Source organism: Caulobacter sp. X, from assembly GCF_002742635.1.
GTDB lineage: Bacteria > Pseudomonadota > Alphaproteobacteria > Caulobacterales > Caulobacteraceae > Caulobacter.
The window spans coordinates 1,522,271-1,548,374 of sequence record NZ_PEGF01000001.1 but is presented as its reverse complement, the minus strand read 5'-3'; the positions used below and the strand labels follow the sequence as shown (position 1 = coordinate 1,548,374).

Below are 26,104 nucleotides of genomic sequence, written 5' to 3'. Positions count from 1 at the left end.
CGCCATGGCCATCAAGACCCGTTTCACCGAGCTGTTCGGCGTCGAGCATCCGATCGCCCAAGGCGGCATGCAGTGGGTCGGCAAGGCCGAGCTGGTGGGCGCCGTGGCCAACGCCGGCGCGCTGGGCTTCCTGACCGCCCTGACCCAGCCGACGCCGGAAGCTCTGGCGAAAGAGATCGCCCGCACCCGCGAGATGACCGACAAGCCGTTCGGGGTGAACCTGACCATCCTGCCGGCCATGACCCCGCCGCCCTACGCCGAGTATCGGGCCGCGATCATCGAGAGCGGCATCAAGATCGTCGAGACCGCCGGCTACAAGCCGCAGGAGCACGTCGACCACTTCAAGGCCCACGGCGTGAAGGTGATCCACAAGTGCACCGCCGTCCGCCACGCGCTCAGCGCCGAGCGGATGGGCGTCGACGCCATCTCGATCGACGGCTTCGAATGCGCGGGCCACCCGGGCGAGGACGACATTCCTGGCCTGATCCTGATCCCGGTGGCGGCGGAGAAGGTGAAGATCCCGATGATCGCCTCGGGCGGCTTCGGCGACGCGCGCGGCCTGGTCGCGGCCCTGGCTCTGGGCGCCGACGGCGTCAACATGGGCACCCGTTTCTGCGCGACGGTCGAAGCGCCGATCCACGAGAACTTCAAGCGGGCCATGGTCGAGAACGACGAGCGCGCCACGGACCTGATCTTCCGCACCCTGCACAACACCGCCCGCGTGGCCAAGAACGCCATCAGCCAGCAGGTGGTCGCCATCGAGCGGGCCGGCGGCGCCAAGTTCGAGGATGTCGCCGACCTGGTGAAGGGCGCGCGGGGCCGAGAAGGACTGGAAAGCGGCGACGTCGACCACGGCGTCTGGACCGCCGGCATGGTCCAGGGGCTGATCCACGACGTCCCGACCGTGCGTGAGCTGGTCGACCGCATCGTCTCCGAGGCCGAGGCGCTGATCCGCGGGCGCCTGGCCGGCATGGTGTCTTAAGACCTCAAAAGGCAGTCCCGAAGCGATAGGCCCGCGGCAGGCCTAATCCTCCGTCTGAGGGGGATCGCCATGACGCGCCCGTAGGCGGAGCCACGCGTCCAGGGCGACGATCCAAGGAGCTCCAGCCCGAGCCGGGGTCTTCGCACGACCCGGAACCAGGGCCGCGAACCCTTGCGCCAATAGGAGTTTCGCGCGGCCGGACTGCGACCAAACCACGTCGCGCTCAATAGCTACGGAGGTCGCTAAAGTCTAGATCGCACAGCGTTCAAAAAACGATGGTTTCAGTTTTGTGAAAAAACGATGATATCAAAAAGTGTGTGTCTTTTGCCACGCTGAAACTTTGTGAAACAGTAAAGCTTGGCTGGAAAGCGCTCTCCTCTATGTTCACGCCCACAGTAATCTCCCGTTTCGGGTGAGGGGTTGGACATGTCTTATCGTCATATCTTGTTCTCCAGCGGCGCCGCCTTGGCGTGCGCGCTGGCCACGGCCGCGGCCGCCCAGACCGCTGCTCAGGCGCCAGCTCAGGATTCCGCGACCGTCGAACAGGTCGTCGTCACCGGCTCGCGCATCCGCACGCCGAACCTGCAGTCGAACGTGCCGGTGACCAGCGTCACCGCCGCCCAGGTCCAGAACACCGGCATCGTGTCGGTCGGCGACATCCTGAACGAGCTGCCCTCGATCCGCTCGACCTTCTCGTCGTCGAACTCGACCCGTTTCATCGGCACCGCCGGCCTGAACTTCCTCGACCTGCGGGGGCTGGGCACCACCCGGACCCTGGTCCTGCTGAACGGCCGCCGCCACGTGTCGTCGTCGGAAGGCTCCAACGAGGTCGACACCAACACCATCCCGACCGACCTGATCGAGCGCATCGACGTCGTCACCGGCGGCAACTCGGCCATCTACGGTTCGGACGCCATCGGCGGCGTCGTCAACTTCGTGCTGAAGCGCAACTTCGAAGGCCTGCAGCTGCGCGCCCAGGATGGCATCAGCAGCCGCGGCGACGGCAACGCCTGGTTCGTCAGCGGCACGGCCGGCAAGAACTTCGCCGATGATCGCGGCAACGTCGCCCTGTCGGTCGAATACGCCAAGCAGGAAGACATCTACTACAGCGACCGTCGCCAGACCCGTTCGCGCGGCGGCTTCGTGATCGTCGACTCCGACCCGGCCGGTTCGGCGAACGGCTCGGACGGCATCCCCGACCGCATCTTCGTCTCCGACATCCACAGCATGCTGATCTCGGAAGGCGGCACGTTCCAGCCCTCGTGCGCCGGCGGCAACCCGCTGACCTGCCGTCCCGACGGCCGCGCGCGCCTGTTCCGCTTCCAGCCGAACGGCACGCTGCAAGAGGCTGACTACGGCATCGACTTCCGCCCGCTGGCCAACAGCTCGGCCGGCGGCGACGGCTCGACCCTGCGCCGCTATGGCCAGCTGCAGCCCCAGACCCAGCGTCTGGCGGTCAACCTGATCGGTCACTTCGACGTCAACCGCGCCTTCCGCCCGTACGTCGAAGCCAAGTACGTCCGCAACAAGGTCTTCCAGCAGTCCAGCCCCTCGTTCGACCAGCCGCTGCTGCTGAACAGCGGCGACCAGATCAGCCTGGACAACCCGTTCCTCTCGGCCGAGACGCGCGCCTTCATCGCCGCCCGTCTGCCGGTCGGCGCCACCACGTTCCGCCTGAACCGCAACAACCTCGATCTGGGCGTGCGCGAGGAGTCGATCCGTCGTGAAACCTACCGCGCCGTGGTCGGCGCCGAGGGCGACATCGGCGACGCCTGGCGCTACGACGTGTCGGCGACCTACGGCGAGTTCAAGAAGCGGTCGCTGTCGCGCAACAACCGCGTCGAGCAACGCTACGCCTACGCCCTGGACGCCGTCCGCTCGCCGACCGGCCAGATCGTCTGCCGCGTGACGGTCGACCCGAGCGCCCGCGTGCCGTACGCCGACAGCCTGGCGTCTTACGTCGCCGGCGACGTGGCCGCCTGCGTGCCGCTGAACCCCTTCGGCGAAGGCGCGCCCAGCGACGCGGCCAAGGCCTATGTCAACACGACCTCGCGCGCCGACGGCAAGCAGACCCAAGCGGTGTTGAGCGGCTCGATCTCGGGCGACACCAGCCCGTGGTTCAGCCTGCCGGCCGGTCCGATCGGCCTGGCCGCCGGCGCCGAATACCGCCGCGAGACCGCGCACGAGCAATATGACGACCTGGTCCGCGCCGGCGGCACCTTCCTGAACGCCATTCCGATCTTCGATCCGCCGGCGTTCAGCGTGAAGGAAGCCTTCGCCGAAATCCGCGTGCCGGTCCTGGCCGACCTGCCGTGGGCCAAGGAGCTGTCGGTCAACGGCGCGGTGCGCGGCGCCGACTACAGCGGCGCCACCGGCAAGGTCCTGGCGTACAACGCCGGCATGATCTACGCGCCGATCCGCGACGTGCGCTTCCGGGCCAACTACTCCAAGTCGGTTCGCGCCCCGCTGCTGTCGGAGCTGTACTCGGCCCCCAGCCAGAACTTCGCCAGCGTCAGCGACCCCTGCGACATCGCCAACATCGGCTCCGGCACGGCGACCCGCGCGGCCAACTGCGCGGCCGCCGGCATTCCGGTCGGCTTCATCAACGAGGAGGCGCGCGCCTCGACCACCGAGATCACCAGCGCCGGCAACCCGAAGCTGGGCGAAGAGACGGCCAAGTCCTGGACGATCGGCGCCGTCTTGCAGCCGAGCTTCCTCTCGGGGCTGACCGTTTCGGTCGACTACTACGACATCAAGCTGAGCAACGTGATCTCGTCGGTCGCGCCGCAGCAGGTTCTCAACAACTGCTACGACGCCGCCAACCTGAACAACGCCTTCTGCGGCCTGTTCCAGCGGGACCCGACCACGAAGTTCTTCGTGCAGGGCAGCCTGCAGGACACCTCGCTGAACTTCGCCAAGCGTCGCGCGCGCGGCGTCGACAGCGACGTGAACTACCGCTTCAACCTGCCGGAAGACAGCGGGACGGTGAACCTGCGCGGCACGCTGACCTACGTGGTCCAGCGTGACAACTATCCGTTCATCGACGAGCCGAACCGTCCGGACCAGATCCTTTACGAACTGGGCGATCCGCGCTGGGCCTTCAACATCTCGGCCCAATGGCGCAAGGACAAGCTGAGCATCGGCTATCAAGGCCGTTACATCGGCAAGATGTCGGTGGACGTGATCGAGAACATCAAGTCGGTCGGCGGTCGTCCGCCTCAGAACGCCGACTTCGCCACGATCGCCTACTATCCGGACGTCATGTACCACGACCTGACCGCCGAATATGCGATCAGCCGTAACTACACGGTCTATGGCGGCATGGAGAACGTGTTCGACCGTCTGCCCCCGTACCAGCTGACGGGCTCGGGCGAAGGCAGCGGCATCTATGACAACCGCGGCCGCTACATGTACCTGGGCGTGAAGGCCAGCTTCTAAGGCGCGTCGGGTTCGGCGCGATCCGGGCCCGACAGTCTTTCAGGCCACGCAAGGCTGGTCTCGGCGTTCGCGCCGAGGCCAGCCGAGCCGGCTTCGGGGCGGCGGCCGCCGCCTGGCGAGCGTCCGAACTACCCGGATTGGGGAAGTTTCAAGCCCTATTCCCGCAACGAATCCTCCCCTGCGACAAATTGGCCGGATCGAGGGCTCGACGACCACGCCGTCAGGCTCTATCGACCGGAGACCGTTGAAGTTCTCGCGGCGCGGAGGCCGACCATGGCGACCTATACCTTCTCCAAGATCACCGCCGCCGAAGCACAGCGCTTCAACATCCTGACCTTCGACACCCTGGTCTTCACGTCAGGATCGGCGACGGATGTCGCGATCAACTTCTACCCCCAATCTAACGGTTACGGCTCGTACCAACTGACCTTGGGCGCGCGCACCGTGATCTTTCCGCAGGCCGGGGTGAACTTTGGCCTGCCCGCCGCGGCGACGGCCGATCGGATCAAGTTCTCCGACGGCTCCCACCTGTTCATTGGCGGCGCGGCCGACGACTTCTTCGAGCCGACGACGGCGCAGGCCGCCCACGCCATCGCGGCGTTCGGCGGGACCGGCGATGACATCCTGACCGGCGGCGACGCCAATGACCACCTGGTGGGCGGCGTCGGCGCCGACACCCTGGACGGCGCGGGCGGCGATGACATCATCGACGGCGGCGACGGCGCCGACACGCTGTCCGGCGGCGATGGCGACGACACCCTGGACGGCGGCGCGGGCAATGACACGCTGCAGGGCGGCTCGGGCAATGACATCCTGGTCGGCGGCGCTGGCGCCGACATCCTGGATGGCGGTTCGGGCAACGACACCCTGACCGGCGGCTCGGGCAATGACACCCTGACCGGCGGCCGCGGCAACGACACCCTGGATGGCGGGACCGGCGCCGACATCCTGAACGGCGGCCTGGGCGCCGATGTCCTCAAGGGCGGTTCGGGCGACGACACCCTGACCGGCGGCGCCGGCCAGGACACGCTGAGCGGCGGCGCTGGGGCCGATGTCTTCGTCTTCGCCGCCTCGGACTCGCTGCCGTCCGCGCCGGACCACATCCTGGATTTCGACGGCGAGGACGCCTTGGACTTCCAAGGCCTGGCGGCCGCCACGATCACGAACTACCAGCTCCTGGCCAGCGCGGCCACGTTCGACAGCGCCCTGACCGCCGCCAACGCGGCCTTCGCCGCCAAGGCGGCGCTGGTCTATGTCGGGGTGCAGGTCGGCGACGACTTCTACGTGTTCGCCGATACGCTGGCCGTGCACCAGGTCGGCGCGGCGGTGGCGCTGAACGACGTTTCCGGCTTCGATGCGCTGATCGGCATCATCTAGGCCAGCCGGCGCGGGGCTCGTCGTCGTCCTAAACTTGGATGCGCCTGTCTTCTGATGGGCCTGGACCATGCCCAAGCTCGGCGGCGGCGCCGTTCGAGCCTAAAGCAACATGGTAAAAATGTTTTAAGTCAAAAACCTAGCCGACAATCGACAGCGCGCTCCGCGTCGCTGTTCATCGGCGGCCGGACGATCGCGAACCCCGGAAAGCCTTGTGGCGCTTGGGGTTGCGCCGCCCCTTGCGACCCGCTTCAAAAGTCTAGCATGCGACAATAGAGCGCGCGGGCTGCGCCTGGGCTGTTTGCCCGACTGGGCCTATATCAGCCCTTATCGTTTGCTGACCAACGTTCAATGTCACGCAGCAACTAATTAGGAATACAACCGGGGAGGTCCGGCGAACTCTTTGAAATGAAGTACGCTTTTAGGTGGTATTTTGTTCGGGGATTGTCTTTGAGTTTACCCGTTTTGGGTTGTTACTTATGACCTAAAAGGTTGTAAGCCTTGACCCGAAGCGACAGCGATAGTGTACAAGCGTTTACCTTGTTGGGTTGTGCTTGGGAAAATCTCTTGGCGAGCCCGGCGAGTAAACGATCGATTAATAGTAATAAACTATAAGTTGCAACTCTACTTTTTCGACGAGAGGGTGGTTTGTCGAATTCTGTACGGGTTCAGCAATCCATTTGGGTGGTAACGCACTAGGAAACAATTTCGAGGTTTATGCTTTGAAGTTGTCGGCTTGGATCTGAAGTTTCGAATTCATCTCTAATCGAGCGGTTGCTGCTCGAATTGGAACGAGGAAGTTGGCCGGTGAGTGACGTTAGCGCCCTCATGGATAAGTTGAAGTCCACCGTGAACTACAAGCAGTTCGACGCGCCGCGCGCTTCGGACCAGGCTTGGCCGGTTCTCGAGAGGATGGCGCGCGCGCAGAGCGCTCTTTCGCATCCTGAGGCGCCGGCGGCCCCGGTCGCTCAGGCCACCGCCGCCGCGGCTCCCGTCGCGCCCGCTCCCATCGCTCCGGCGCCTGTTGAGGTCCCGCCCGTCGCCCCGTCGCCCGCGGCTCCCGCCGTCGCGGCTGAACCGCCGGCCAATGGCTCGCTGTTCGACCGTCTGCAGGTCGATGGCCGCGCGCGCGGCGGCGAAGCCGAGCTTCCGAAGGGCGCCGCCTTCAGCCGCTATGGCGCGGCCAAGGCGGTCGAGACCGCGCCCCAGGCCCTTTCGGAGATCTTTGAGCGGATCGGGCGGAAGGCGCTCTAAATGGTTCTTGTCGTTGTGTCGTCGCCCAAGGGGGGCGTGGGAAAGACGACGCTTGTCGCCAACCTGGCCGTGGCCCTGCGCCGCCGGGGGCGTCAGGTCACCGCCGTCGATTTCGATTCCCAGAACGCATTGCGCTTCCTGCTCGCCCCGAACCATGAGGGCGATCTGGGCGTCGCGCGTTGCACCGCGCGCGGCCTGCCGTGGTCGGCCGCCCTGGTCAGCGGCGTCGACGGCGTGCGCGTCGCGCCCTATGGCGAGGCCAGCACCGCCGAACGTCTTCGCATGAAGGATCTGCTGGTCGAGGAGACCCTGGCGGAATCCCTCGCCGGCCTGGCCCGCTCCCCCGACGAGATCGTCATCGCCGACACCACGCCGGGCGAAGGCCGCATGCAGGAGCGCCTTGAGGCGCTGGCCGACCTGAAGCTGATCGTCCTGCTGGCCGACGCCGGCTCGATGGCCCTGGTGCCGACCTATCGCGAAGGCCTGATGCTGCGCCCGATTTCGGAGCGTCCCGACACCTTCGGCATTCTGAATCAGGTCGATCCGCGCCGTCGTCTCAGCCGCGACATCGCCGACTTCATCGCCGCCCACGCGCCCGAACGCTTCATCGGCGTCGTCCACTATGACGAGGCGCTGGCCGAGTCGGCCGCGCGCGGCGAGCCCGTGGTCGGCGCCGCGCCGGGCAGCGTGGCCGCGCTCGATATCGACACGATCGCGGGGCGCCTCGATCGACTGACATCACCAGGGTCGTACTGACGATGAACATCAAGGGGGCATCGGACCTCGGCGAAGGCCTGTTCGGCCGCGTCGTGGCTTCCGCGCCGGCGCGCTATGCGATCTTCGCGCTGGCGGCGGTGGTCGTCGTCCTGGCTGTCGTCGTCCCGCTGGACACCAATGGCCAGCTGATCTTCGGCCTGGGCGTCTTCGCGATCTCCGCCGCCATCGGACAGCTCAGCGACAGCCGGAAGATGACCATCGGCCTGGTCGTGGTCTCAACCGCCCTGTCGACACGGTACATCTGGTGGCGAACGACCCAGACCCTGCACTTCGACAATCCCCTGGCCGCCGGCCTGGGGATCGGTCTTTATCTGGCCGAGCTCTATGCCTGGCTGATCCTGGTGCTCGGCTACGTCCAGTGCATCTGGCCGCTGGACCGCAAGGTGCGCGAGATTACCGGCCCGCCCGAGACCTGGCCGACCGTCGACATCTACATCCCGACCTACAACGAGAGCCTCGAGCTGGTTCAGGACACCGTGTTCGCGGCCATGGACCAGGACTATCCGGCCGATCGCTTCAAGGTCTACATCCTCGACGACGGCCGCCGGCCGGAGTTCGAGGAGTTCGCGCGCAAGGCCGGCTGCGGCTACATCACCCGCACCGACAACAAGCACGCCAAGGCCGGCAATCTCAACAACGCCATCCCGCAGACCACCGGCGAGCTGCTCTGCATCTTCGACGCCGACCACGTGGCGACGCGCGCCTTCCTGCAGCTAACCGTCGGCTGGTTCCAGGCCGACCCGAAGCTGGCCCTGATGCAGACGCCGCACTACTTCTACTCGCCCGATCCGGTGCAGCGGAACATCCGCGCGGTGAAGGACATCCCGGGCGAGGGCGACCTGTTCTACGGCGTCGTCCAAAAGGGCAACGACTTCTGGAACGCCACCTTCTTCTGCGGCTCGTGCGCGATCATCCGCCGCTCGGCGCTGGAGGAGACCAACGGCTTCGCCGGCGAGACGGTGACCGAGGACGCCCACACCGCGCTCAAGCTGCAGCGCATGGGCTGGAACACCGCCTATCTGAACACGCGTCTGTCGGCGGGTCTCGCGACCGAGCGCCTGGCGCTGCACATCGGCCAGCGGGCCCGCTGGGCGCGCGGCATGACGCAGATTTTCCGGATCGACAATCCGATGCTCGGGCCGGGGCTGACCCTGGGGCAGCGCCTCTGTTACCTGAACGCGATGCTGCACTTCCAGTTTCCGCTGCCGCGCATCGTGTTCCTGACCTCGCCGCTGGCCTATCTGATCTTCGAGCAGAACATCATCGCCGCGGCGGCCTGGACGATCGTCACCTACGCGATCCCGCACCTCCTGCTGTCGGTGCTGGTCAACGAGCGCATCCAGGGAAAATATCGTCGCGCCTTCTGGGGCGAGGTCTACGAGTCGCTGATCTCGTTCCACCTGGTGGGCCCGACGATCCTGCCGTTGTTCGATCCCAAGAAGGGCAAGTTCAACGTCACCGACAAGGGCGGTCTCCTGGAAGAGGGCTATTTCGACTTCAAGGTCCTGCTACCTCTGCTGATCACCACCGGCCTGCTGTTCGGCGCGATCGGTTCGGGGATCGCCAAGCTGCTGCTGCCGCAGTATTTCGATGTGCAGCTGGGCACGGTGATGCTGAATGTCGGCTGGTCCAGTTTCAGCCTGCTGATCCTGATCACGGCCATCGCGGTGGGACGCGAGACCCGGCAGGTTCGCAAGCACGAGCACCTGGGCGTCGTTCTGCCCACGCGGCTCTATTTCGACGACGGCCACGTCCTGTCGACCGAGACGATGAACATCTCGATGGGCGGCATGGCGGTTCCGGCGCCGGACGATGATGTTATCGAGGGACGGACCGTGACCCACGTGGAGGTGTTCGCGGCCGAGAAGACGTTTGGGTTCCCGGTCAAGATGTTGGGAAGCGGGAAGGGCGGGCTGAGGTTCATGTTCACGGAAATGACGCTGGAATCGCGGCGGCAACTGGTGCGGGTCGTGATGGGCCGCGCCGACGCCTGGCCGTTGATCGACGATCACGTGTCCTGGTCGGCCTGGCAGTCGTTCACCGACCTGATGCGCGCGTCCCTGTCGATCCTGTTCTGGTGGCGCCATCGCGACACGCCGAGGGCGTCGGCGGCCTATAATCGTGTGGGGCCTCGACGCTGGCGGCGATCCTGGCCGTGGGCCTGGGCCTTGGCCTGCTGGGACCGGGCGAGGGCCACGCCCAGACGGCGCGCGCCGCGAGCCGTCCCGCCGCCGCCGCGCCGGCCGCGCCCGACGCCGCCGCCAAGCCCGTCACCGGCGGCGTCCGCACGCTTTCGATGACGCTCGAGGATCTTAAGGTTAACCGGCCGCTGCGCCTGATCGGCTCGGCCGGCGAGGCCGGCATTCCGGTCAACCTGCGCCAGGACGAAGTCGTCACCAGCGCCCAGCTGACCCTGAACTTCGCCTATTCGCCGACCCTGCTGGCCGACCTCAGCCACCTGACGGTGCTGCTGAACGACGAGGTGATCGGCACCGTGCCCCTGACGCCGGACGGCGCCGGCGGCGTGGTCGTGACCCTGCCGATCGATCCAGGCCTGTTCACCAACGAGAACCGTCTCGGCTTCCGCTTCATCAGCCACTACACGCGCAGCTGCGAAGACCCGCTGCACTCGACGCTGTGGGCCAATATCAGCAACACCCGCAGCAAGCTGACCCTGACGCTGCAGCAGCTGTCGGTGGGCGATTCGCTCTCGCGCCTGCCGGGCCCGTTCTTCGACTCCACCGAAGGCCGCCAACTGACGCTGCCGTTCGTGTTCGCGGGCGCGCCGTCCAACGACCTGATCGCCGCCGGCGCGGCGACCGCGTCCTATTTCGGCATGACCGCCAGCTTCCACGGCTTCTCTTTCCCCGTGCTGTACAGCGACCTGCCGAACGGCAACGCCGTCGTGCTGGCCCGCGCCGGCAGCCAGATCGGCGGCTGGGTCGTTCCGGAAGCCTCGGGCCCGACGATCAGTCTCGTGCGCAACCCGCGCAATCCCTACGCCTCGCTCCTCGTGGTCAGCGGCGGCTCCGACGAGGACGTGCTGGCCGCCGCCCGGGTGCTGGCCGCCTCGCCCAAGAGCCTGTCGGGCCAGAAGGCCCAGGTCACGCCGCAGCCCATCGCCCGCCGTCAGCCCTATGACGCGCCGCGCTGGGTCGACACCCGCCGTCCCGTCCGGCTGGGCGACCTCGTGGGCCAGTCCTATCTGGAAGGCGCGGGCCTGCGTCCGGGCCTGCTGACGGCCGAGTTCCGCACCGCCCCGGACCTGTTCTTCTGGCCGCGCCCGGGCGCCAAGCTGACCTTCGGCTACCGTTATCCGGCCGGTCCCTGGCTGGACTATACGATGTCGCGCCTGGATGTGCTGGCCAACGACAAGTACATCCGCTCGATCCCGCTGCGTCCCGAGCGGACCGCCGCCAAGATCCGCGACGCCATCGGCGTCTCGGCGATCCAGCACTCGGCCTCGGTGGACATCCCCGGCTACAACATCTTTGGTCAGAACCAGCTGCAGTTCTATTATGACCTGCACAGCAAGAAGAAGGGCGCCTGCGAAGGCATCCTGCCGATCGGCATCCGCGTCGGCATCGACGCCGACTCGACGCTGGACCTGACCGGCGCGCACCACTTCTCGCGCATGCCGGACCTCGCCTTCTTCGCCAGCTCGGGCTTCCCGTTCAGCCGCGTCGCCGACTTGTCGGAGACCCTGGTCCTGATCCCGCAGGCGCCGCAACCCGACACGCTGCAGGCGCTGTTCACCCTGATCGGCCGCATCGGCGACTCCACCGGCGCGCCCGCCGTCGGCGTGACCATCGCCCGTCCGGGCGAGTCGCCCACCCTGCGCGGTCGCGACGTGCTGGTGGTCGGTCCGCTGTCGCTGGCCTCGCAAGCCTCGGAGCTGTTCCAAAGCGCCCCGGTGCGCGTGGAAGGCAGCCAGCTGCGCGTGGCCTCGACCTCGCCGATCACGCGCCTGTTCTCGCGGTTCGGCTCCAACGTCGACCAGCGCGATCCGGTCGCCGCCGACGCGGCCCTGGTGACGAACAGCGACTTCTCCGGCGTGACCAGCTGGCGCTCGCCGTTCGACAAGAGCCGCGTGGTCGTCGCCGTGCTTTCGGCGAACCCAGGGCGGCTGCCCGAGATCGTCAATTCGATGGCCAAGCCGGAAGCCAACGCCGCGATGCAGGGCGATCTTGCGATCGCGACCGACAAGAGCTTCAACAGCTTCCAGGTCGCGCCGGGCTTCTGGTCCGGTCACCTGCCCTGGTGGGTGGCGGTGATGTGGTGGTGCAGCCGCAATCCTTTGCTGCTGGCCCTGGCGGTGATCGGCGCTTCCCTGATAATCGGGGGCGGATTCTGGGTCGTGCTCGGCGTCCTTGAACGTAAGCGCCTGTCCGACAGGGAAGTGGACCCGCGATGAAGACGATCGCCTGTATCTCGCTGGCGTCGAGCCTGCTGGCCTCGACGGCCATCGCTCAGGTCCAACCCCGCCTGCCTAGCGACAAGCCGGCGGCCCAGCCGCTGGTGCCGGGCGCCAAGACGCTGAAGCCGGAGATGGCGGCCCCGCCGCCGCCGGCTCAGGGCGCCAGCCAGGGCGGCGTGGTCTCCGCGCTGCTGAACCAGGCCGCCGCCCAGCGCAAGCGCGGCCGCAACGACCTCAGCCTCCAGGCCTTGCAGCGCGCGTTGCGGGAAAGCCCGAACAACCCGCAGGTGCTGCAGCGCCTGGCGTCGTACGCGATCGAGGATGGCGATATCGGCGCCGGTGATCGTTGGCTCAAGCAGCTGCGGTCGGCCACCAGCGCGTCGGACGCGCGGGTCGTGGCGTTGGAAAAGGCGTTGAAGGCCCGCACCAGCGCCTCGGTCGCCAGCAACGAAAACGCGGCGGTGGACGATCCGCGCCAAGGCAAGGCCGAGACCAAACCGTCGCCGCCGATCGATCCCAGCGGCGCCTCGCGCGCGTCGGGTTTCGAGGCTCTGCAGCGCAAGGATCTCGCCGGCGCCGAGCGCCTGTTCAACCAGGCCCTGCGCGAGCGCTCCAGCGACCTGGACGCCGCCGGCGGCCTCGGGATCATCCGCCTGCAGCAAGGCCGCTTCGCCGACGCCGAGGAGCTGCTCAAGCGCGCCAGCAAGGGGCCGTCCGGCGACCAGCGCTGGGGCGAGGCCCTGCGGTCGGCCCAGTTTTTCTCGACCCTGTCGCGCGCCCGCGCCGCCTATGAAGGCGGTCGCTACGCCCAGGCCGAGCAGGACGCCCGTCCGCTGGCCAATGGCTCGAACCCCGATCGCATCGAGGCCCAGGTCCTGTGGGGCCAGTCGCTGGCGGCTCTCGGCCGACCGACCGACGCAGAGACCGCCTTCCGCGCGGCCCTCGCCACGGCCCCGCAGCGGCCCGAGGCCATCGCCGGCCTCGCCCAGGCCCTGGCCGACCAGGCGCGCTATGACGAGGCCAGCCAGATCGCCGCCACCCTGACCGGCCCCACCGCCGGCCAGACCCGCGCCGCCATCGAGCGCGCTCGCGCCACCGAACTTCAGAAGCGCGGCGACACCTTCGGCGCCGGCGCGGCCCTGTCGGCCGCCCTGACCGCCAATCCGAACAATCCGTGGTCGCGCTACGACTACGCCAAGTTCCTGGCCGACCAGGGGCAGGAGGCCGAGGCCCAGTCGCTGATGGCCCCGCTGTACCAGTCCAGCGACCCGGAGGCCCTGCAGGCCGCCGCGCTGTACTCGGAATCGCGCGGCCGCAACGACGAGGCCATCGGCCTGCTGCGCCGCGTGCCCGAGGCCAGCCGCACCCGGGCGGTCAAGGACCTGATCGCCCGCGTCGACGCGCTGAGCACCATCGAACAGGCCAGGCGCTGGGGCGCCCAGGGCCGCCCGGTCGATGGCGTCAGCCTGCTGCGCGGTCTGCTGTCTCGCACCTCGCCCAGCTTCGGCGTGCGCGGCCGCATCGCCGAGACCCTGCTGGACCTTGGCGACAGCTATCAATCCACCGCCCTGGCGCTGGACGCCGCGCGTCAGCCGCCGGCCAGCTTCAAGCCGTCGGAGGCCTCGGGCTTCCTGGCGGTGCTGGCCCAGACCGGCCAGGACGCCGCCGCCATCACTCTGCTGAACGCCGCCGCCCAGCAGCAGCCGCAGAGCGAGTATCGCAGCCTGGCGGCGCTCTACAGCGCCCGTCGCGCCGACCGTCTGCGCCTGGCCGGCGACTACGCTTCGGCCTTCGACACCCTGTCGCAAGGCTTCACGGTCGCCCCGCGCGATCCGATGCTGCTGTCGGCCCTGGCGCGCCTGTACGACACCGGTGATCTAGCTCCGCAGGCCGCCCAGACCTACGAAGCCCTGCTCTCGATCAATCCGAACGACTACGAGGCTCTGGCCGGTTCGGCCCGCGTGGCCGTGCGGACGGGCGACTACGACCGCGCCAACGACCTGCTGCGTCGCGCGATCGCGATCCAGCCGAACAATCCCGACCTCTATTACCAGCTGGGTCAGATGGAGCAGGCGAGGGGACGCGAGCGCGCGGCCCTGAAGGCGTTCGAGCGCGCCCAGACCCTGCTGGCGCGCGGTCAGGGCGTCCAGCCCGGCGCTCCCGCCGGCGTCGGCGGCGCCCTGGGCCCGAACCCGTTCGCCGCCCGCGCGATCGCCCAGGCCGCCGACCTCCCGACCTACGGCGCGCCCGCGGCTTCGACCGCGGCGCCGGCCTTCGCCTTGCCGCAGCTTCCGAACGCGGCCGCCGCCCAGCCGCCGGCCTATGCGTCTTACGCGCCCGCGCCCAGCTACGCGCCGGCCTCGAGCTACGCGTCCATCCCCTCGAACTCGCCGCAGAGCGATCCGTCGACGATGGGGATCGGGACCAGCCTGCCGGCCAATTCGAACCCGCCGGCGCTTCCGACGCCGGCCGCGCCGACCTATGCGGCCGCCGCGACGCCGAGCTATTCGGCGTCTCCGGCCTATCAGGCCTCGCCGTACGCCGCCGCCGGACCGGCCTCGCTGGCCCCGCTGCCGACGCCCGCGCCGGCCTATACGCCGCCGCGCGCCTACGCCGCCAAGTCGTCCAGTGCGCCGTTGCCGGCCAACGCGCCGCTGCCGGCAAAGGTCGGCCGCGAGATCGCCGCCCTGCGCCAGTCGACGGCGCCGCAGTTCGAAGGCTCAGCCAACCTCCGCGCCCGCACGGGCGAGGAGGGCACCAGCCAGCTGTTCGAGGCCAACACCCGCATCGCCGCCTCGATCTCGCCGTTCGGGATCGGTCGACTGGGCGTGGCGGTCAATCCGGTGATCATCAGCGCCGGGGCGCCCAAGCAGTCGGCCATCGCCAATATCGGCACCAACCCGCTGGTCGCCGCCGAGGCGATCGTCGCGGGCAACACCATCGTCCTGCCCAGCCTGGACAGCAGCAGCAAGGCCGGCGCCGGCCTGTCGCTGTTCTACGATTCCGGTCCGCTCTCGCTGGACGCCGGCATCACGCCGCTGGGCTTCATGCGCAAGAGCTTCACGGGCGGCCTGACCGGGCGGCTCGACATCGGCGAGGCCCAGGTCCGCGCCACGATCGAGCAGCGCCCGATCACCGACAGCGTCCTGGCCTATTCCGGCGCCCGCGACCTGCTGACCGGCGTGGAGTGGGGCGGCGTGGTCCGTCGCGGCGGCAGCCTGGGCGCTTCGGCGAACTTCGGCTCGGCCGGCGCCTATGCCGACGTGGCCTACCGCCACCTGACCGGTCGCAACGTGGCCAGCAACACCGGCTACGAGATCAACGCCGGCGCCTATTTCCGCCCCATCGACAGCAATGGCGACCAGCTGCAGATCGGCATCAACGCCAACATGCAGGCCTATGACAAGAACCTGCGCTTCTTCAGCTTCGGCCAGGGCGGCTATTTCAGCCCGCAGCAGTTCGTCAGCGTCGCCCTGCCGGTGTCGTATTCGAAGGAGCGCGAGCGCTGGCGGGCCAAGGCCGCCTTCAGCATCGGCGTGCAGTCGTACAGCGAAGACAGCTCGCCGATCTTCCCGAACAGCCCGGCGGCCCAGCAGGCCATCGAGTCCTACGCCGCCTCCGACAACACGGTGCTGGCCCGTTACGACTCGGCCAGCAAGACGGGCGTCGGCCTGACCGGCCTGCTCTCGGGCGAGTACAAGTTCCGCGGCGGCTCGGCCGCCGGCGGCGAGGCCTCGCTCGACACGTTCGGGGCCTACAACGAATACAAGTTCCGCTTCTACCTGCGGCGGATCCTGGCAAGCCAATAGGCCATCTATTAGGAACGACCGATGTTGAAGAGCCTTTCCTCCCGAGCCGCCGCGCCGGAAGCCGCCAAGGTCGCCGACACCGCCGACCTCCGCTACCTGGCCGCCCGCCAGTTCAGCGCCCAGTGGCGCGCCGTCATGCTGGCCATGGCCGATGAGCTGTTCGAGAACTTCAGCGCCCAGGAGGCCTGGGGCTTCTATCGCCAGATCGGCCTGCGGGTGTCGCGCTCGGTCGCCCTGCCGGCGGTGAAGACGCTGGACGAGCTGGAAGCCTCGCTGAACGTCGTCCTGGCCGAGATGGACTGGGGCTATGTCTCGCTGGCCCTGGCCGACAGCGCCATCGCCATCCGCCACCGCGCCTATCCGGGCCAGCATCTGGAAGACGCCAGCGGCCACTGGCGCCGCGCCTTCTGCGCCCTGCTGGAAGGCGTCTACACCGTCTGGATGCAAAGCCAGGGCGGCCGTCCGGAAATGACCGCCACCCACCGCGAGGGCGCCAGCGACGACGTTCTGGAATTCTCGTATGGCTTCTAACCGGCGGGCTATGTTGCTGGTGGCCGCCGTCCTGGGCTTCCAGGCGATGACCATGAGCGCGTGCGCCGCGCCGACGCCCAGCAACTGGGCGGACTACAAGACCCGCTTCCTGCAGCCCGACGGGCGGGTGGTCGACACCGGCAACGGCAATGTCAGCCACTCCGAAGGTCAGGGCTTCGCCATGGTCATGGCCACGGCCTATGACGACCCGGCGACCTTCAAGAAGCTGTGGACCTGGACCGACCAGACCCTGTCGCGTCCGGACACGCGCCTGTTCAAGTGGCGCTACACCCCGGCCGGCGACCTGCACACCCCGGATCCGAACAACGCGCTGGACGGCGACCTCTTGATCGCCTGGGCGCTGCTGCGCGGCGGCGAGCGGTGGAAGCGTCCGGAGTACCTCGAGGCCAGCGCCCAGATCCGCGGCGCGATCTTGAGCAAGCTGCTGGTCAAGCAGGGACCCCGAACCTTGCTGGCCCCGGGGATCGACGGCTTCGTCACCCCCCAGGGCATGATCTTCAACCCGTCCTACGCCATCATGCCCGCCCTGGACGCCTTCGCCGCGCGCGAGCCCAAGTCGCCGTGGCCGATGGTGCGCGACCAGGCCCTGAAGGCTATTCGCGACGCCCGCTTCGGCGCGACCGACCTGCCCGTCGACTGGGTGAAGGTCGACACCGCCGGCGCGATGTGGACCGATCCCGACCGCCCGCCGCGCTTTGGCTTCGACGCCGTGCGGGTGCCGCTCTATCTGTGCTGGTCGGGCCGCTGCGGCGACGCCTCGCTGGATCCCGTCAAGCGCTGGTGGACCTCGTTCCGCGCCGCTGGCAAGCCGGCCCCGGCCTGGATCGACGTGGGCTCCGGCGAGGTCGCCCCGTTCCCCGCCTCGGTCGGCATGGCCAGCGTCGCGGACCTGACCCTGACCGGCAAGGCCTCGACCGCCCGGATCCAGAACGAGGACTACTATTCCTCGTCCCTGCTGATCCTCAGCCAGATCGCCGCCGACGAGCGCCGCGAAAAGGGCAAGGCGGCGGCGAAGCGTTGATCAGCGTTCGGCAAGCTGGACCGTGCGCCATTAGGTCGCCGTGCAGATAACGCTGATCTGAAATATAGTCTGCTTCAGTGCTCGTTTTCATGGCGAGTGTGATTTTAATTACACTCAAAGCTGTGCGCGTCCGCCTCGATATTACTAGTTTTGGGTCGGGCCGCTGTGGTTCTTGGCATAGGTCCGTGTTAACGACGTTTTACGTGAGCCGCCCCCTTCCCCCCGGCGGGTTGGCTTGACGAGAGGCGGAGATTTCCGATGGCTGGAAATATAGCGGAAGGACCGACGCTCCGGACGCCGCTCGTCCGCTCGATCGCGCCCTATCTGATCCTGCTGGCCTTCGTGGCGTTCATGGCCATCGGCTATCACCCCAGCGCCAAGTCCGCCCAGATCGAGACGCCCCTGGCCCTGCCGCGCATCCGCCAGATGGAGCTGAGCGGCGCCCAGTGGACCGTCAAGCGCCAGATGGAGACCTGGGACAACGTCAGCTTCCGCAACGAGCACATCGAGCATCGCCAAGGCCGCGTCGCGGTTTGCGGCGAGGTTCGCCTGGGCGCCGACGCCGAGTTCCAGCCCTACATCGTCGTCAACGGCCGCGCCGCCCTGGCCAACGACACCCGGAACGAACTGCACGCGGTGTGGGTCGAGATCTGCTCCGTCGGCGAGCCCGACCCGCAGGCGGCGCTCTAGAGCTTAGCCTCCGCCCGTCGAAGCCGGTTATGGATGTCGGTCGCGGCGATCGCGGCCTCGGCCGTGGCGACGGCGATCTGGTTCAAGCCTCGCACGACATCGCCGGCCGCGTAGAGTCCGTCCACGGAGGTCTGCTGATGGGCGGTGACGACCAGGCGGCCGTCTTCGTCGCGCGCCGCGCCGGCCTGCCGCGCCAGGTCCTGCTGACTGTCGAAGCCCAGCGCCAGGTAGAGGCAGTCGAAGACCTTGTCCCTCACCGTCACGGCGTCCGGGCCCAGCGCGATGTCCGCCAGCCGCGCGGAAAGCCGCGCGAACACGCCGTCGCCCTCGGCCGGCGCGTCGGGCCTCAGGTCCAGCAGGGTGACCTCCGGCGAATAGGTGGTCAGGAACGCCGCCTCGCGGGCGCCGTGCTCGCTGTCGCCCAGCACGGCGATGCGCTGGCCGGTCGCCTCGTAGGCGTCGCAGATCGGGCAGAGCCGCACCCGCGCGGCGCGGATCGCGTCCTCCACGCCGTCCAGGGCCGGCAGCCGGTCGACCACGCCGGTCGCCAGCAGCACGAACGGCGCGCGCGCGGTCACGGGGGTGTCGGCGTCCTCGCTCTCGAAGGCCAGGACGAAGCCGTCCGCGCCCCGGACCAGGCTCCGCGCCCGGCCCGCGCGCCGCTCGGCGCCATAGCGGTCGGCCTGGTCGCGCAGGCGCGCCAGCAGCGCCTCGCCGCCGACCCCGTGCGGGAAGCCGGGCGTGTTGTGGCTCTCGGGAATCCAGCTGGCCCGCGAGGGCCCGCCGTCCAGCACCAGCGCCTTGCGGTGGAAACGGCCCAGATAGGTCGCCGCCGTCAGCCCGGCGGGGCCGGCGCCGATCACGATCGCGTCGTAGCGGTCCGCATAGGGGGAGATCATGGCGTCATCCAGGGCGCCCCGGCCGTCTCCAGAGCCGAGCGGGAACGGGCCGCCGCCGCGGCGGTTCCCGCTCTCCCGTTACCGCCCCAGCCAGCGCAGCGCCGCGGCGTCGGTGTCGTCGGGCCGGGTGTTGAAGGCGATCCGCGCGCCCGGGGCGCCGCGATGGACGCCGTTGAGCAGTGTCTCCAGCAGAAGCAGGTTGGCCGGCGGATTGCGGATGCCCGCGCCGATCACCACCACGTCGTAGGCGGCGCCCGCCAGGGCCTCGGCCAACTGGCTCCCGGCCACGTCGGGAACGGGCGGCACGTGCAGGATGTCGCACGCGTGGCCCAGCGCCTCCAGCGCCGCCTTGGACGCCTCGACCCCCGCGCGCACCTTGTCGGCGGTCATGCCGGGGAGGATGCCGGGCGCGGTGAAGTCCACGGTGTCGGGGTCTTGGCCGACGATCAGGATTCGGGCGGTCATGGCGGAGCCTTCTGGAAGCAATGACCGCCTGACCCTGAATGGGAGAACGCTGTTCCGCAAGCGGACAGTCGCCGTGCGGCGCTTCATCGGACGGGTCTTGGAACCGTCGGATCGGCTCCTAAGTTCTTAGCGCTCGCCAGCCGGTCGGGACGAAGCGGTCATAGGACCCGGCGCCCGAACCGTCGCTGTCGAGCGTCCATTGGAACGGAGAGAACCATGCGCAACGTCTTCGTGGTCTCCCCCTTCGATGGGGGATGGTGCGTCAAGGTCGCCTCGACAGGCGAGGTCCTGTTCTTCGACACCGGCGGCCAAGCCGAACGCCGCGCCCGCGCCCTGGCGTCCGAAGCCCGGGCGACCTTCGGGGAAGCCGAGGTCTGGATCCACGACGCCGCCGGCCGACTGGTGGGGCGGTGGGTGGATGATCGGTATGAGATCGTCGCCGACCCAGGCGAGGCGGTGGCGGCGTAGGGGGGGATAGGCGCGCAACTGCTACGTTGATGCAGTAGGGCTAGGAGCGCCGAGGTCTCCAATCAATTGCGCGCCTAGCCTTACCGACAGTTCTAGCCGCTCATTCGATATTGAAAGATTTTGATTTATCCTTCGAGAAGGCCTCATCCTCTCCATCGTATTTAATTGAATCCAAAACCTGAGAGCAAACTTTCTCAGATATTTCTTTGCACATTTCTGTGTTCTTGAATATTACGGCGGGATATTGATTTGGGTAATCGTCTGCAACGATGGCGCCCATGAAGAACGATACTCTGTCAGCTATCTCTCGTATTTCTTCATCTCCGCCTCGAGACAATGCCTGGGAAATTCTGAATGTCATATGGGAGGCTAGTCTATTCCCGTGGGCCAGTACGGTTTTCTCGCGGCTGGTATCGGCAGTTGTTCTTGATGCTTCGAGTGCCTCTTCCACAATCCTGGCGATTTCTACGTTTCTCCACACGACCTGGGCGTCGAGATTCTCGGGAAACATCTCATTGTGAAGCGATGAGGATAGATTTTCCCATAACCTGCTAATTTCGCGCTTCGCGATGACAGTAGGCTCGACGCTTTTTAGTGCGCACGCCATGGCGGGAAAGGCTTCGCTGACGCCGAACAGTTTGGGGCCTTTTTCGTCGACATCTGTCTGTTGGATTACATATGTAACCCCATCCATCAGTAGATCTCTTCTAATCCTCTGATGAAGCGCGCTCAAAGCGACAAAATTTCTGCTATCCACCCGGTTTTGTGTATTGGTGGCTCTTGTAATCTCGATTCCTAAATCTGGACCGCCGTTCTCAAGTGATATAACGCGAACTGGTATCATTACGGAATCGAGACTATTTTCTCCTTGTATTTGAGATAGTGATCCAATTGTCTGAGCCCCATTCACAATGGATAATCCGCTACAGACAACGTCTCCAACTTCTCTCTTGGCTCCCCCTATTACGGTCTTTCTAACCTTGTTTGATATTATAGTTACGCCGTTATTAAAGTACCAAAATAAGTCCGGCCTCTGCACTGCCGTGTGGATTATTTCGGAATTGGCGGGTCCACCCTTCCCGAGGAATTGTCTAATGTTTGAGGAGAATAATCTTTGGTTGTACTTATTAAAGAGTGATACGAGGTCGCCTGCTGCCATTTGACCGTAGTAGGCAACATGGGGCTGTTCTATTAGGCCCCACTGAAATATGCGTAGGGTTTCTTCGATCTCATCTCCCTCCACGCCGCTCGCGAGGTAGGAATGTATTTCGGCCTGAGTAAATGTTCTCCTCGTTGCGACTTCAGTTGGCTGATTAAACTCGTCAAGAACGTCTTTTAATGCGGCTTCCTGTGGCGGATCCAGTTGTGTCTCGCTCGAATAAGCCAGAATAACGACAACTCGCGATAGCTCTGCTAGAGCGTTTTCGATTGCGGGCCATCTTTCTTTTATTGGACCGCCGAAGTAATTAGAATTTGATTGGAGAAGCTCTCTTATTCCTTAGCAGAACTTTAGAACGTCGCCCAGTGGGATGCCGCCGTTTGTAGAGTTCTTCCATTTTGATTGCGATATGTAGAGGGTGGATGACTGTGGAGAGTAATAGATAGCGTCTATCCCTCCATCGTTCTCATCATCGACCACAGACGTCGCCGCATCTTCTTCAGTGATATCGGCGTACTTTTGTATGCTGAGGGCGGCCAGCGCCCTCGAAAGAAAGCGATCAGGGTCGCTCTCTGGAGTGTTTATGCGCAGCAGGCTGGTGTGCGGTACAAACCGCTCCATTATGCGAGCCTTAATTTGGTTGAGATGCAACTGAGACAATGGAAGCCCCCGCGCCCGACACGATTCTCCTCAATCGTGTGCTGACGTCCGCTTGTGCGCAAGGGTTGGTTTTGTCCCTGCTGAACCTTGAAATGCGGTTTCACGGCGGGGTGATAAAATAGACTGGCAGGCAGCGCAGGCCGCCCCTACCGCCCCACCACCCCGCGCAACGTCTCCCGCTCCGCCGGCGCGAGCTCGCGCCCGACGTGCTCCACGCACCCCGGCTCCACGCTGACGAACCGCGGCACGGCGCTCGCCCGTAGCCGCTCATCCAGCACCGCCAACCGCGGAACGAGATCGGCGATCTTGTCTTCCGGGCGGGCCAGGTGGGCTTCGCGGCCGGTGGGGAAGGCGACGTCGTAGTTGAGGGCGAAGGCGCCCGGCTTCTCGCCCTTCACGCAGGCGGCGGCGATGCTGGTCGCCGCGCCCCAGGACCAGTATTCTCGCGGCTTGCCGTCCTTGAGCCAGCTGACGCCGAACGGCGTGGCGACGGCGACCTCGGCGCGGCCGAAGACGCCGCCCACGCCGACGCCGGCGGCCACGAGGGCGGCGGACGCGGCGACGATCCCCCATCGCCTGCGCGCGGACATCAGCGGAAGGAACTGGCGATGGCTGACCCCGAACGCGCCCGGGATCAGGGCCAGCGGCGGGAAGGCGATCAGGAAGAAGGCCCAGAAATAGGCCGACGGCTCCTCCTCGCGCCACAGGAGCAGGACGTCCGGGATCGTGGCCACGACCGCTTCGTTCGGCCTGTCCAGCAAGGTCTGGATCGCGTTCAGCCCGAACAGGCCCAGCAGGGTCAGGCCGAACGCCAGAGCCACGCCGAGCGCCTTGCGCCCGACGGTCGCCTGGAAGGGTTCGGGCGCGGGATCGCCCCTGGGCGTCTCGCTCGCCAAGCCCCTAGCGCCGCTTCTTGCGGAACTCGGCGGCCTTCTCCTCGCGGATCTCGGCGCGGAGGCGCTTGGGCGCGGCCTTGTCGACCTCGTCGCCCGTGGCGGCCAGGACCTCGTTGGCGAACTCCAGGTCCATCAGCTTCATGCGCTTGATCTCGTCGCGCAGGCGGGCGGCGGTCTCGAACTCGAGGTTGGCGGCGGCCTCGCGCATCTTGGCCTCCAGGTCCTTGAGCGCGGCCTTGAAGTTGTCGCCGCTGAACGGGCGGTCGTCGGTCTCGGACATGCCCATCGGCACCAGCACGCGGTCGCCGCGCTCGTAGGGGCTGTTGAGGATGTCCTTGATGTCGCGCTTGACGCTTTCGGGCGTGATGCCGTGCTCGAGATTGTAGGCGTGCTGCTTCTCGCGGCGGCGGGCGGTCTCGGCCATGGCCCGCTCCATGCTGCCGGTGATCCGGTCGGCGTAGAGGATGACCTTGCCGTCCACGTTCCGCGCGGCCCGGCCGATCGTCTGGATCAGCGAGGTCTCCGAGCGCAGGAAGCCTTCCTTGTCGGCGTCGAGAATGGCCACGAGACCGCACTCGGGGATGTCCAGGCCCTCGCGCAGCAGGTTGATGCCCACGAGGACGTCGAAGTGGCCGAGACGCAGGTCGCGGATGATCTCGATCCGCTCCAGGGTGTCGACGTCGCTGTGCATGTAGCGGACGCGAATGCCCTGCTCGTTCAGGTACTCGGTCAGGTCCTCGGCCATCTTCTTGGTCAGCACGGTGACCAGGGTGCGGTAGCCCTTGGCGATGGTCTGGCGGATCTCGTCGACCACGTCGTCGACCTGGCTGGCGCCGTCCTTGGAGACCGGGCGCACCTCGACCGGCGGGTCGATCAGGCCGGTGGGGCGGATGACCTGCTCGGCGAAGACGCCGCCGGCCCGCTCCAGCTCCCAGTTCGCCGGCGTGGCGCTGACATGCACCGATTGGGGCCGCATGGCGTCCCACTCCTCGAACTTGAGCGGGCGGTTATCCAGGGCCGAGGGCAGGCGGAAGCCATATTCCGCGAGCGTCCATTTGCGGTTGCGGTCGCCCTTGTACATGGCGCCGATCTGCGGAACCGTCTGGTGGCTCTCGTCGGTGAAGAGGAGGGCGTTGTCGGGGATGTATTCGAAGAAGGTCGGCGGCGGCTCGCCGGGTTTGCGGCCCGACAGGTAGCGGCTGTAGTTCTCGATGCCGGCGCACGAGCCGGTGGTCTCGATCATCTCCAGATCGAAGGTCGTGCGCTGCTCCAGGCGCTGGGCTTCCAAGAGCTTGCCGTTGGCGGTCAGCCACTCCAGGCGCTCCTTCAGCTCCTTGCGGATCTCGATGATCGCCTGGCGCAGGGTGGGGCGCGGGGTGACGTGGTGGCTGTTGGCGTAGACCTTGATCATCTCGAGGTCGGCCGTCTTCTTGCCGGTCAGGGTGTCGAACTCGGAGAGAGCCTCGACCTCGTCGCCGAACATGGTCACGCGCCAGGCGCGGTCCTCGTAGTGGGCGGGGAAGATTTCGATGGTGTCGCCCCGGCGGCGGAACGTGCCGCGCTCGAAGGCCTGGTCGTTGCGCTTGTACTGCTGGGCGACGAGGTCGGCGATCAGCTGCTTCTCGTCGACCCGCTGCCCGACCTCCAGGGTGAAGGTCATGGCGGTGTAGGTCTCGACCGAGCCGATGCCGTAGATGCAGCTGACCGAGGCCACGACGATGACGTCGTCGCGCTCCAGGATCGCCCGGGTGGCCGAGTGGCGCATCCGGTCGATCTGCTCGTTGATGGACGAGTCCTTCTCGATATAGGTGTCGGTCCGGGGCACGTACGCCTCGGGCTGGTAGTAGTCATAGTAGCTGACGAAGTACTCGACCGCGTTCTCCGGGAAGAACGACTTCATCTCGCTATAGAGCTGGGCCGCCAGGGTCTTGTTGGGCGCCAGGATCAAGGCCGGGCGCTGGGTGGCCTCGATGACCTTGGCCATGGTGAAGGTCTTGCCCGAGCCGGTGACGCCCAGCAGCACCTGGTCCTGGTCGCCGCGCTCGATGCCTTCGACCAGATCGGCGATGGCGGTCGGCTGGTCGCCGGCGGGCTGGTACTCGCTGACCAGCTTGAATTTCTTGCCGCCTTCGGTCTTGTCCGGACGCGCGGGCCGGTGCGGCGTCCACAGCATGGGCATGACGCCCGCCGCGACATCGCCGACGGTGGTGTCCATGACGAAGGGCGCGGAGACGTCCGAAACGCCGGGGGTCTGGCTGCGAGGCATGACCCCAAGTTAGGCGCGCGGGGGGCTGACGGCTAGGGGGCCTGCTGACAGGGGATGGCGGCAGAGTGGCGGGAGGGACTTCGCGGCCTACTCCTTCACCGTGTTCGAGCAGGCCTGGCCGTGGCCCCAGAAGACGCCCTTGCGGCGCTCCAGCAGGTTCTGGTCGCGGCGGGACAGGCTGGCGAAGAAGTCGAGGCCGGTCTCGACCTCGAGGTCCGCGATCGGGGCGATGAAGGTGTCGGTGGGCGTCTTCTTGTAGGCCTTGTTGTCCAGGCGGAAGCCCACGGCCCGGCCTGTCCGGACGTCGTAGAGAATCTTGAAATAGGCGGCCGGCGACAGAATCTTGGTCTTGTTCCGCCCGATCCAGGTTCCGCTGGAGCCATAGATCGGGCCGGTGATGACGATGACGTCCTCATGGCCGCCGCACAGCACCGCGGCCCGGACATCCTCTTCTAGGAACCGCCACTGGGCGCGGTTGAAGCCGGCGCCCACCTGCGGCGACATGTTGGTCATGTAGAAGCTGTCGTTGGTCTGGGGCTGGCTGAACTTGAAGTCGGCCGCCGGCGCCTGGTGGCCCCGGTCGCGCGGATTTGCGGGGTCGCTGTAGTCCTGCGCCGTAGGGCTGTAGCCCTGGGCGGCGAGGTCGGTCAGGAACTTGTCGGACCGCTTGGCGGTCCCCTTCAGCGCCGCGGGCGTCAGGCGTTCGACGACCCAGTCGGGATTGCGGGTGATCTTGTTGAACGACAGCGCATAGCCTGGACGGCAGATCAGGATCTGCTGGCCCGCCACGTCGTCGCCCCGGTGGACCGGCAGGGCCACGGGCGTGAACCGCGACAGGCAGGCGGCCGTCGGAGCGCCGTCGGGCGCGGCGTTCTGCGCGACCGCCGGCGAGGAGAGCCCGGCGACCAGGGCGGCGGCGAGGACGGCGCCGCCGAGAAGCGAGCGGATCATGGCGTGTCTCTCCCGGGCCGAGGCCG

Annotated in this window: 19 protein-coding genes; 12 read left to right on the top strand and 7 right to left on the bottom strand. The window is 67.0% G+C overall.

Features of this window, described 5'->3' with window-relative positions:
* Positions 1–4 precede the first annotated feature (4 nt).
* From CSW60_RS07130 to CSW60_RS07085, 11 genes are all read left to right on the top strand, one after another.
* Positions 5–982 carry a nitronate monooxygenase family protein gene (locus CSW60_RS07130; RefSeq protein ID WP_099536561.1) on the top strand — a complete coding sequence of 326 codons (978 nt, stop codon included), beginning with the start codon at positions 5–7 and terminating at the stop codon, positions 980–982.
* A gap of 426 nt (positions 983–1,408) precedes the next feature.
* A complete protein-coding gene (locus CSW60_RS07125) occupies positions 1,409–4,420 on the top strand; it encodes a TonB-dependent receptor domain-containing protein (protein ID WP_099536560.1) in 3,012 nt (1,003 codons plus the stop codon).
* A 273-nt stretch (positions 4,421–4,693) separates the two neighbouring features.
* The gene (locus CSW60_RS24215) at positions 4,694–5,797 is read left to right on the top strand and encodes a calcium-binding protein (protein WP_099536559.1); all 1,104 of its coding nucleotides are present in this window, start codon (positions 4,694–4,696) and stop codon (positions 5,795–5,797) included.
* A gap of 825 nt (positions 5,798–6,622) precedes the next feature.
* Positions 6,623–7,048 carry a hypothetical protein gene (locus CSW60_RS23435; protein ID WP_161495628.1) on the top strand — a complete coding sequence of 142 codons (426 nt, stop codon included), beginning with the start codon at positions 6,623–6,625 and terminating at the stop codon, positions 7,046–7,048.
* Complete coding sequence (bcsQ, locus tag CSW60_RS07110) at positions 7,049–7,804, top strand: cellulose biosynthesis protein BcsQ (protein ID WP_099536558.1); 756 nt, start codon at positions 7,049–7,051, stop codon at positions 7,802–7,804.
* 2 nt (positions 7,805–7,806) lie between these two features.
* The gene (bcsA, locus tag CSW60_RS23620) at positions 7,807–10,125 is read left to right on the top strand and encodes a UDP-forming cellulose synthase catalytic subunit (protein ID WP_201722982.1); all 2,319 of its coding nucleotides are present in this window, start codon (positions 7,807–7,809) and stop codon (positions 10,123–10,125) included.
* On the top strand, positions 10,122–12,239 hold the full coding sequence (gene bcsB, locus CSW60_RS23890) for a cellulose biosynthesis cyclic di-GMP-binding regulatory protein BcsB (RefSeq protein WP_236634260.1): 2,118 nt from the start codon (positions 10,122–10,124) through the stop codon (positions 12,237–12,239). Before bcsA ends, bcsB begins: the two co-directional genes overlap by 4 nt.
* Positions 12,236–16,051: a cellulose synthase subunit BcsC-related outer membrane protein gene (locus tag CSW60_RS07100; protein WP_099536557.1), complete on the top strand. Its 3,816-nt coding sequence runs from the start codon at positions 12,236–12,238 to the stop codon at positions 16,049–16,051. The genes bcsB and CSW60_RS07100 overlap by 4 nt, the downstream gene beginning before the upstream one ends.
* A 21-nt stretch (positions 16,052–16,072) precedes the next feature.
* The gene (bcsD, locus tag CSW60_RS07095) at positions 16,073–16,582 is read left to right on the top strand and encodes a cellulose biosynthesis protein BcsD (RefSeq protein WP_099536556.1); all 510 of its coding nucleotides are present in this window, start codon (positions 16,073–16,075) and stop codon (positions 16,580–16,582) included.
* On the top strand, positions 16,572–17,624 hold the full coding sequence (locus CSW60_RS07090; RefSeq protein ID WP_099536555.1) for a glycosyl hydrolase family 8: 1,053 nt from the start codon (positions 16,572–16,574) through the stop codon (positions 17,622–17,624). Before bcsD ends, CSW60_RS07090 begins: the two co-directional genes overlap by 11 nt.
* A gap of 258 nt (positions 17,625–17,882) precedes the next feature.
* Positions 17,883–18,314: a hypothetical protein gene (locus CSW60_RS07085; RefSeq protein ID WP_099536554.1), complete on the top strand. Its 432-nt coding sequence runs from the start codon at positions 17,883–17,885 to the stop codon at positions 18,312–18,314.
* Here CSW60_RS07085 and CSW60_RS07080 read toward each other — a convergent pair.
* Positions 18,311–19,213 carry an NAD(P)/FAD-dependent oxidoreductase gene (locus CSW60_RS07080; protein ID WP_099536553.1) on the bottom strand — a complete coding sequence of 301 codons (903 nt, stop codon included), beginning with the start codon at positions 19,211–19,213 and terminating at the stop codon, positions 18,311–18,313. The genes CSW60_RS07085 and CSW60_RS07080 overlap by 4 nt on opposite strands.
* Before the next feature lie 78 nt (positions 19,214–19,291).
* The gene (locus tag CSW60_RS07075) at positions 19,292–19,678 is read right to left on the bottom strand and encodes a hypothetical protein (protein ID WP_099536552.1); all 387 of its coding nucleotides are present in this window, start codon (positions 19,676–19,678) and stop codon (positions 19,292–19,294) included.
* A 216-nt stretch (positions 19,679–19,894) separates the two neighbouring features.
* Between CSW60_RS07075 and CSW60_RS07070 the strand changes: the two genes are divergently transcribed.
* On the top strand, positions 19,895–20,146 hold the full coding sequence (locus tag CSW60_RS07070; protein WP_099536551.1) for a DUF2188 domain-containing protein: 252 nt from the start codon (positions 19,895–19,897) through the stop codon (positions 20,144–20,146).
* A gap of 100 nt (positions 20,147–20,246) precedes the next feature.
* On the opposite strand, the gene CSW60_RS07065 is transcribed toward CSW60_RS07070, so the two are convergent.
* The 5 genes from CSW60_RS07065 to CSW60_RS07050 all read right to left on the bottom strand — a co-directional run bounded on the left by CSW60_RS07065 (position 20,247) and on the right by CSW60_RS07050 (position 26,078).
* Positions 20,247–21,389 carry an AIPR family protein gene (locus tag CSW60_RS07065; RefSeq protein WP_099536550.1) on the bottom strand — a complete coding sequence of 381 codons (1,143 nt, stop codon included), beginning with the start codon at positions 21,387–21,389 and terminating at the stop codon, positions 20,247–20,249.
* Between the two features lie 255 nt (positions 21,390–21,644).
* Positions 21,645–21,965, bottom strand: coding sequence for a LysR family transcriptional regulator (locus CSW60_RS23060; RefSeq protein ID WP_143324131.1), 321 nt, complete (start codon positions 21,963–21,965; stop codon positions 21,645–21,647).
* Between the two features lie 146 nt (positions 21,966–22,111).
* The gene (locus CSW60_RS07060) at positions 22,112–22,861 is read right to left on the bottom strand and encodes a hypothetical protein (protein WP_099536549.1); all 750 of its coding nucleotides are present in this window, start codon (positions 22,859–22,861) and stop codon (positions 22,112–22,114) included.
* A gap of 4 nt (positions 22,862–22,865) precedes the next feature.
* A complete protein-coding gene (gene uvrB, locus CSW60_RS07055) occupies positions 22,866–25,127 on the bottom strand; it encodes an excinuclease ABC subunit UvrB (RefSeq protein ID WP_099536548.1) in 2,262 nt (753 codons plus the stop codon).
* Between the two features lie 87 nt (positions 25,128–25,214).
* Positions 25,215–26,078: a DNA/RNA non-specific endonuclease gene (locus CSW60_RS07050; protein WP_099536547.1), complete on the bottom strand. Its 864-nt coding sequence runs from the start codon at positions 26,076–26,078 to the stop codon at positions 25,215–25,217.
* Positions 26,079–26,104 lie beyond the last annotated feature (26 nt).

Coding starts and splice junctions, on each gene's coding strand:
- CSW60_RS07130 (WP_099536561.1), top strand. CDS start 5: ATGGCCATCAAGACCCGTTTCACCGAGCTGTTCGGCGTCGAGCATCCG.
- CSW60_RS07125 (WP_099536560.1), top strand. CDS start 1,409: ATGTCTTATCGTCATATCTTGTTCTCCAGCGGCGCCGCCTTGGCGTGC.
- CSW60_RS24215 (WP_099536559.1), top strand. CDS start 4,694: ATGGCGACCTATACCTTCTCCAAGATCACCGCCGCCGAAGCACAGCGC.
- CSW60_RS23435 (WP_161495628.1), top strand. CDS start 6,623: ATGGATAAGTTGAAGTCCACCGTGAACTACAAGCAGTTCGACGCGCCG.
- bcsQ (WP_099536558.1), top strand. CDS start 7,049: ATGGTTCTTGTCGTTGTGTCGTCGCCCAAGGGGGGCGTGGGAAAGACG.
- bcsA (WP_201722982.1), top strand. CDS start 7,807: ATGAACATCAAGGGGGCATCGGACCTCGGCGAAGGCCTGTTCGGCCGC.
- bcsB (WP_236634260.1), top strand. CDS start 10,122: ATGACGCTCGAGGATCTTAAGGTTAACCGGCCGCTGCGCCTGATCGGC.
- CSW60_RS07100 (WP_099536557.1), top strand. CDS start 12,236: ATGAAGACGATCGCCTGTATCTCGCTGGCGTCGAGCCTGCTGGCCTCG.
- bcsD (WP_099536556.1), top strand. CDS start 16,073: ATGTTGAAGAGCCTTTCCTCCCGAGCCGCCGCGCCGGAAGCCGCCAAG.
- CSW60_RS07090 (WP_099536555.1), top strand. CDS start 16,572: ATGGCTTCTAACCGGCGGGCTATGTTGCTGGTGGCCGCCGTCCTGGGC.
- CSW60_RS07085 (WP_099536554.1), top strand. CDS start 17,883: ATGGCTGGAAATATAGCGGAAGGACCGACGCTCCGGACGCCGCTCGTC.
- CSW60_RS07080 (WP_099536553.1), bottom strand. CDS start 19,213: ATGATCTCCCCCTATGCGGACCGCTACGACGCGATCGTGATCGGCGCC.
- CSW60_RS07075 (WP_099536552.1), bottom strand. CDS start 19,678: ATGACCGCCCGAATCCTGATCGTCGGCCAAGACCCCGACACCGTGGAC.
- CSW60_RS07070 (WP_099536551.1), top strand. CDS start 19,895: ATGCGCAACGTCTTCGTGGTCTCCCCCTTCGATGGGGGATGGTGCGTC.
- uvrB (WP_099536548.1), bottom strand. CDS start 25,127: ATGCCTCGCAGCCAGACCCCCGGCGTTTCGGACGTCTCCGCGCCCTTC.
- CSW60_RS07050 (WP_099536547.1), bottom strand. CDS start 26,078: ATGATCCGCTCGCTTCTCGGCGGCGCCGTCCTCGCCGCCGCCCTGGTC.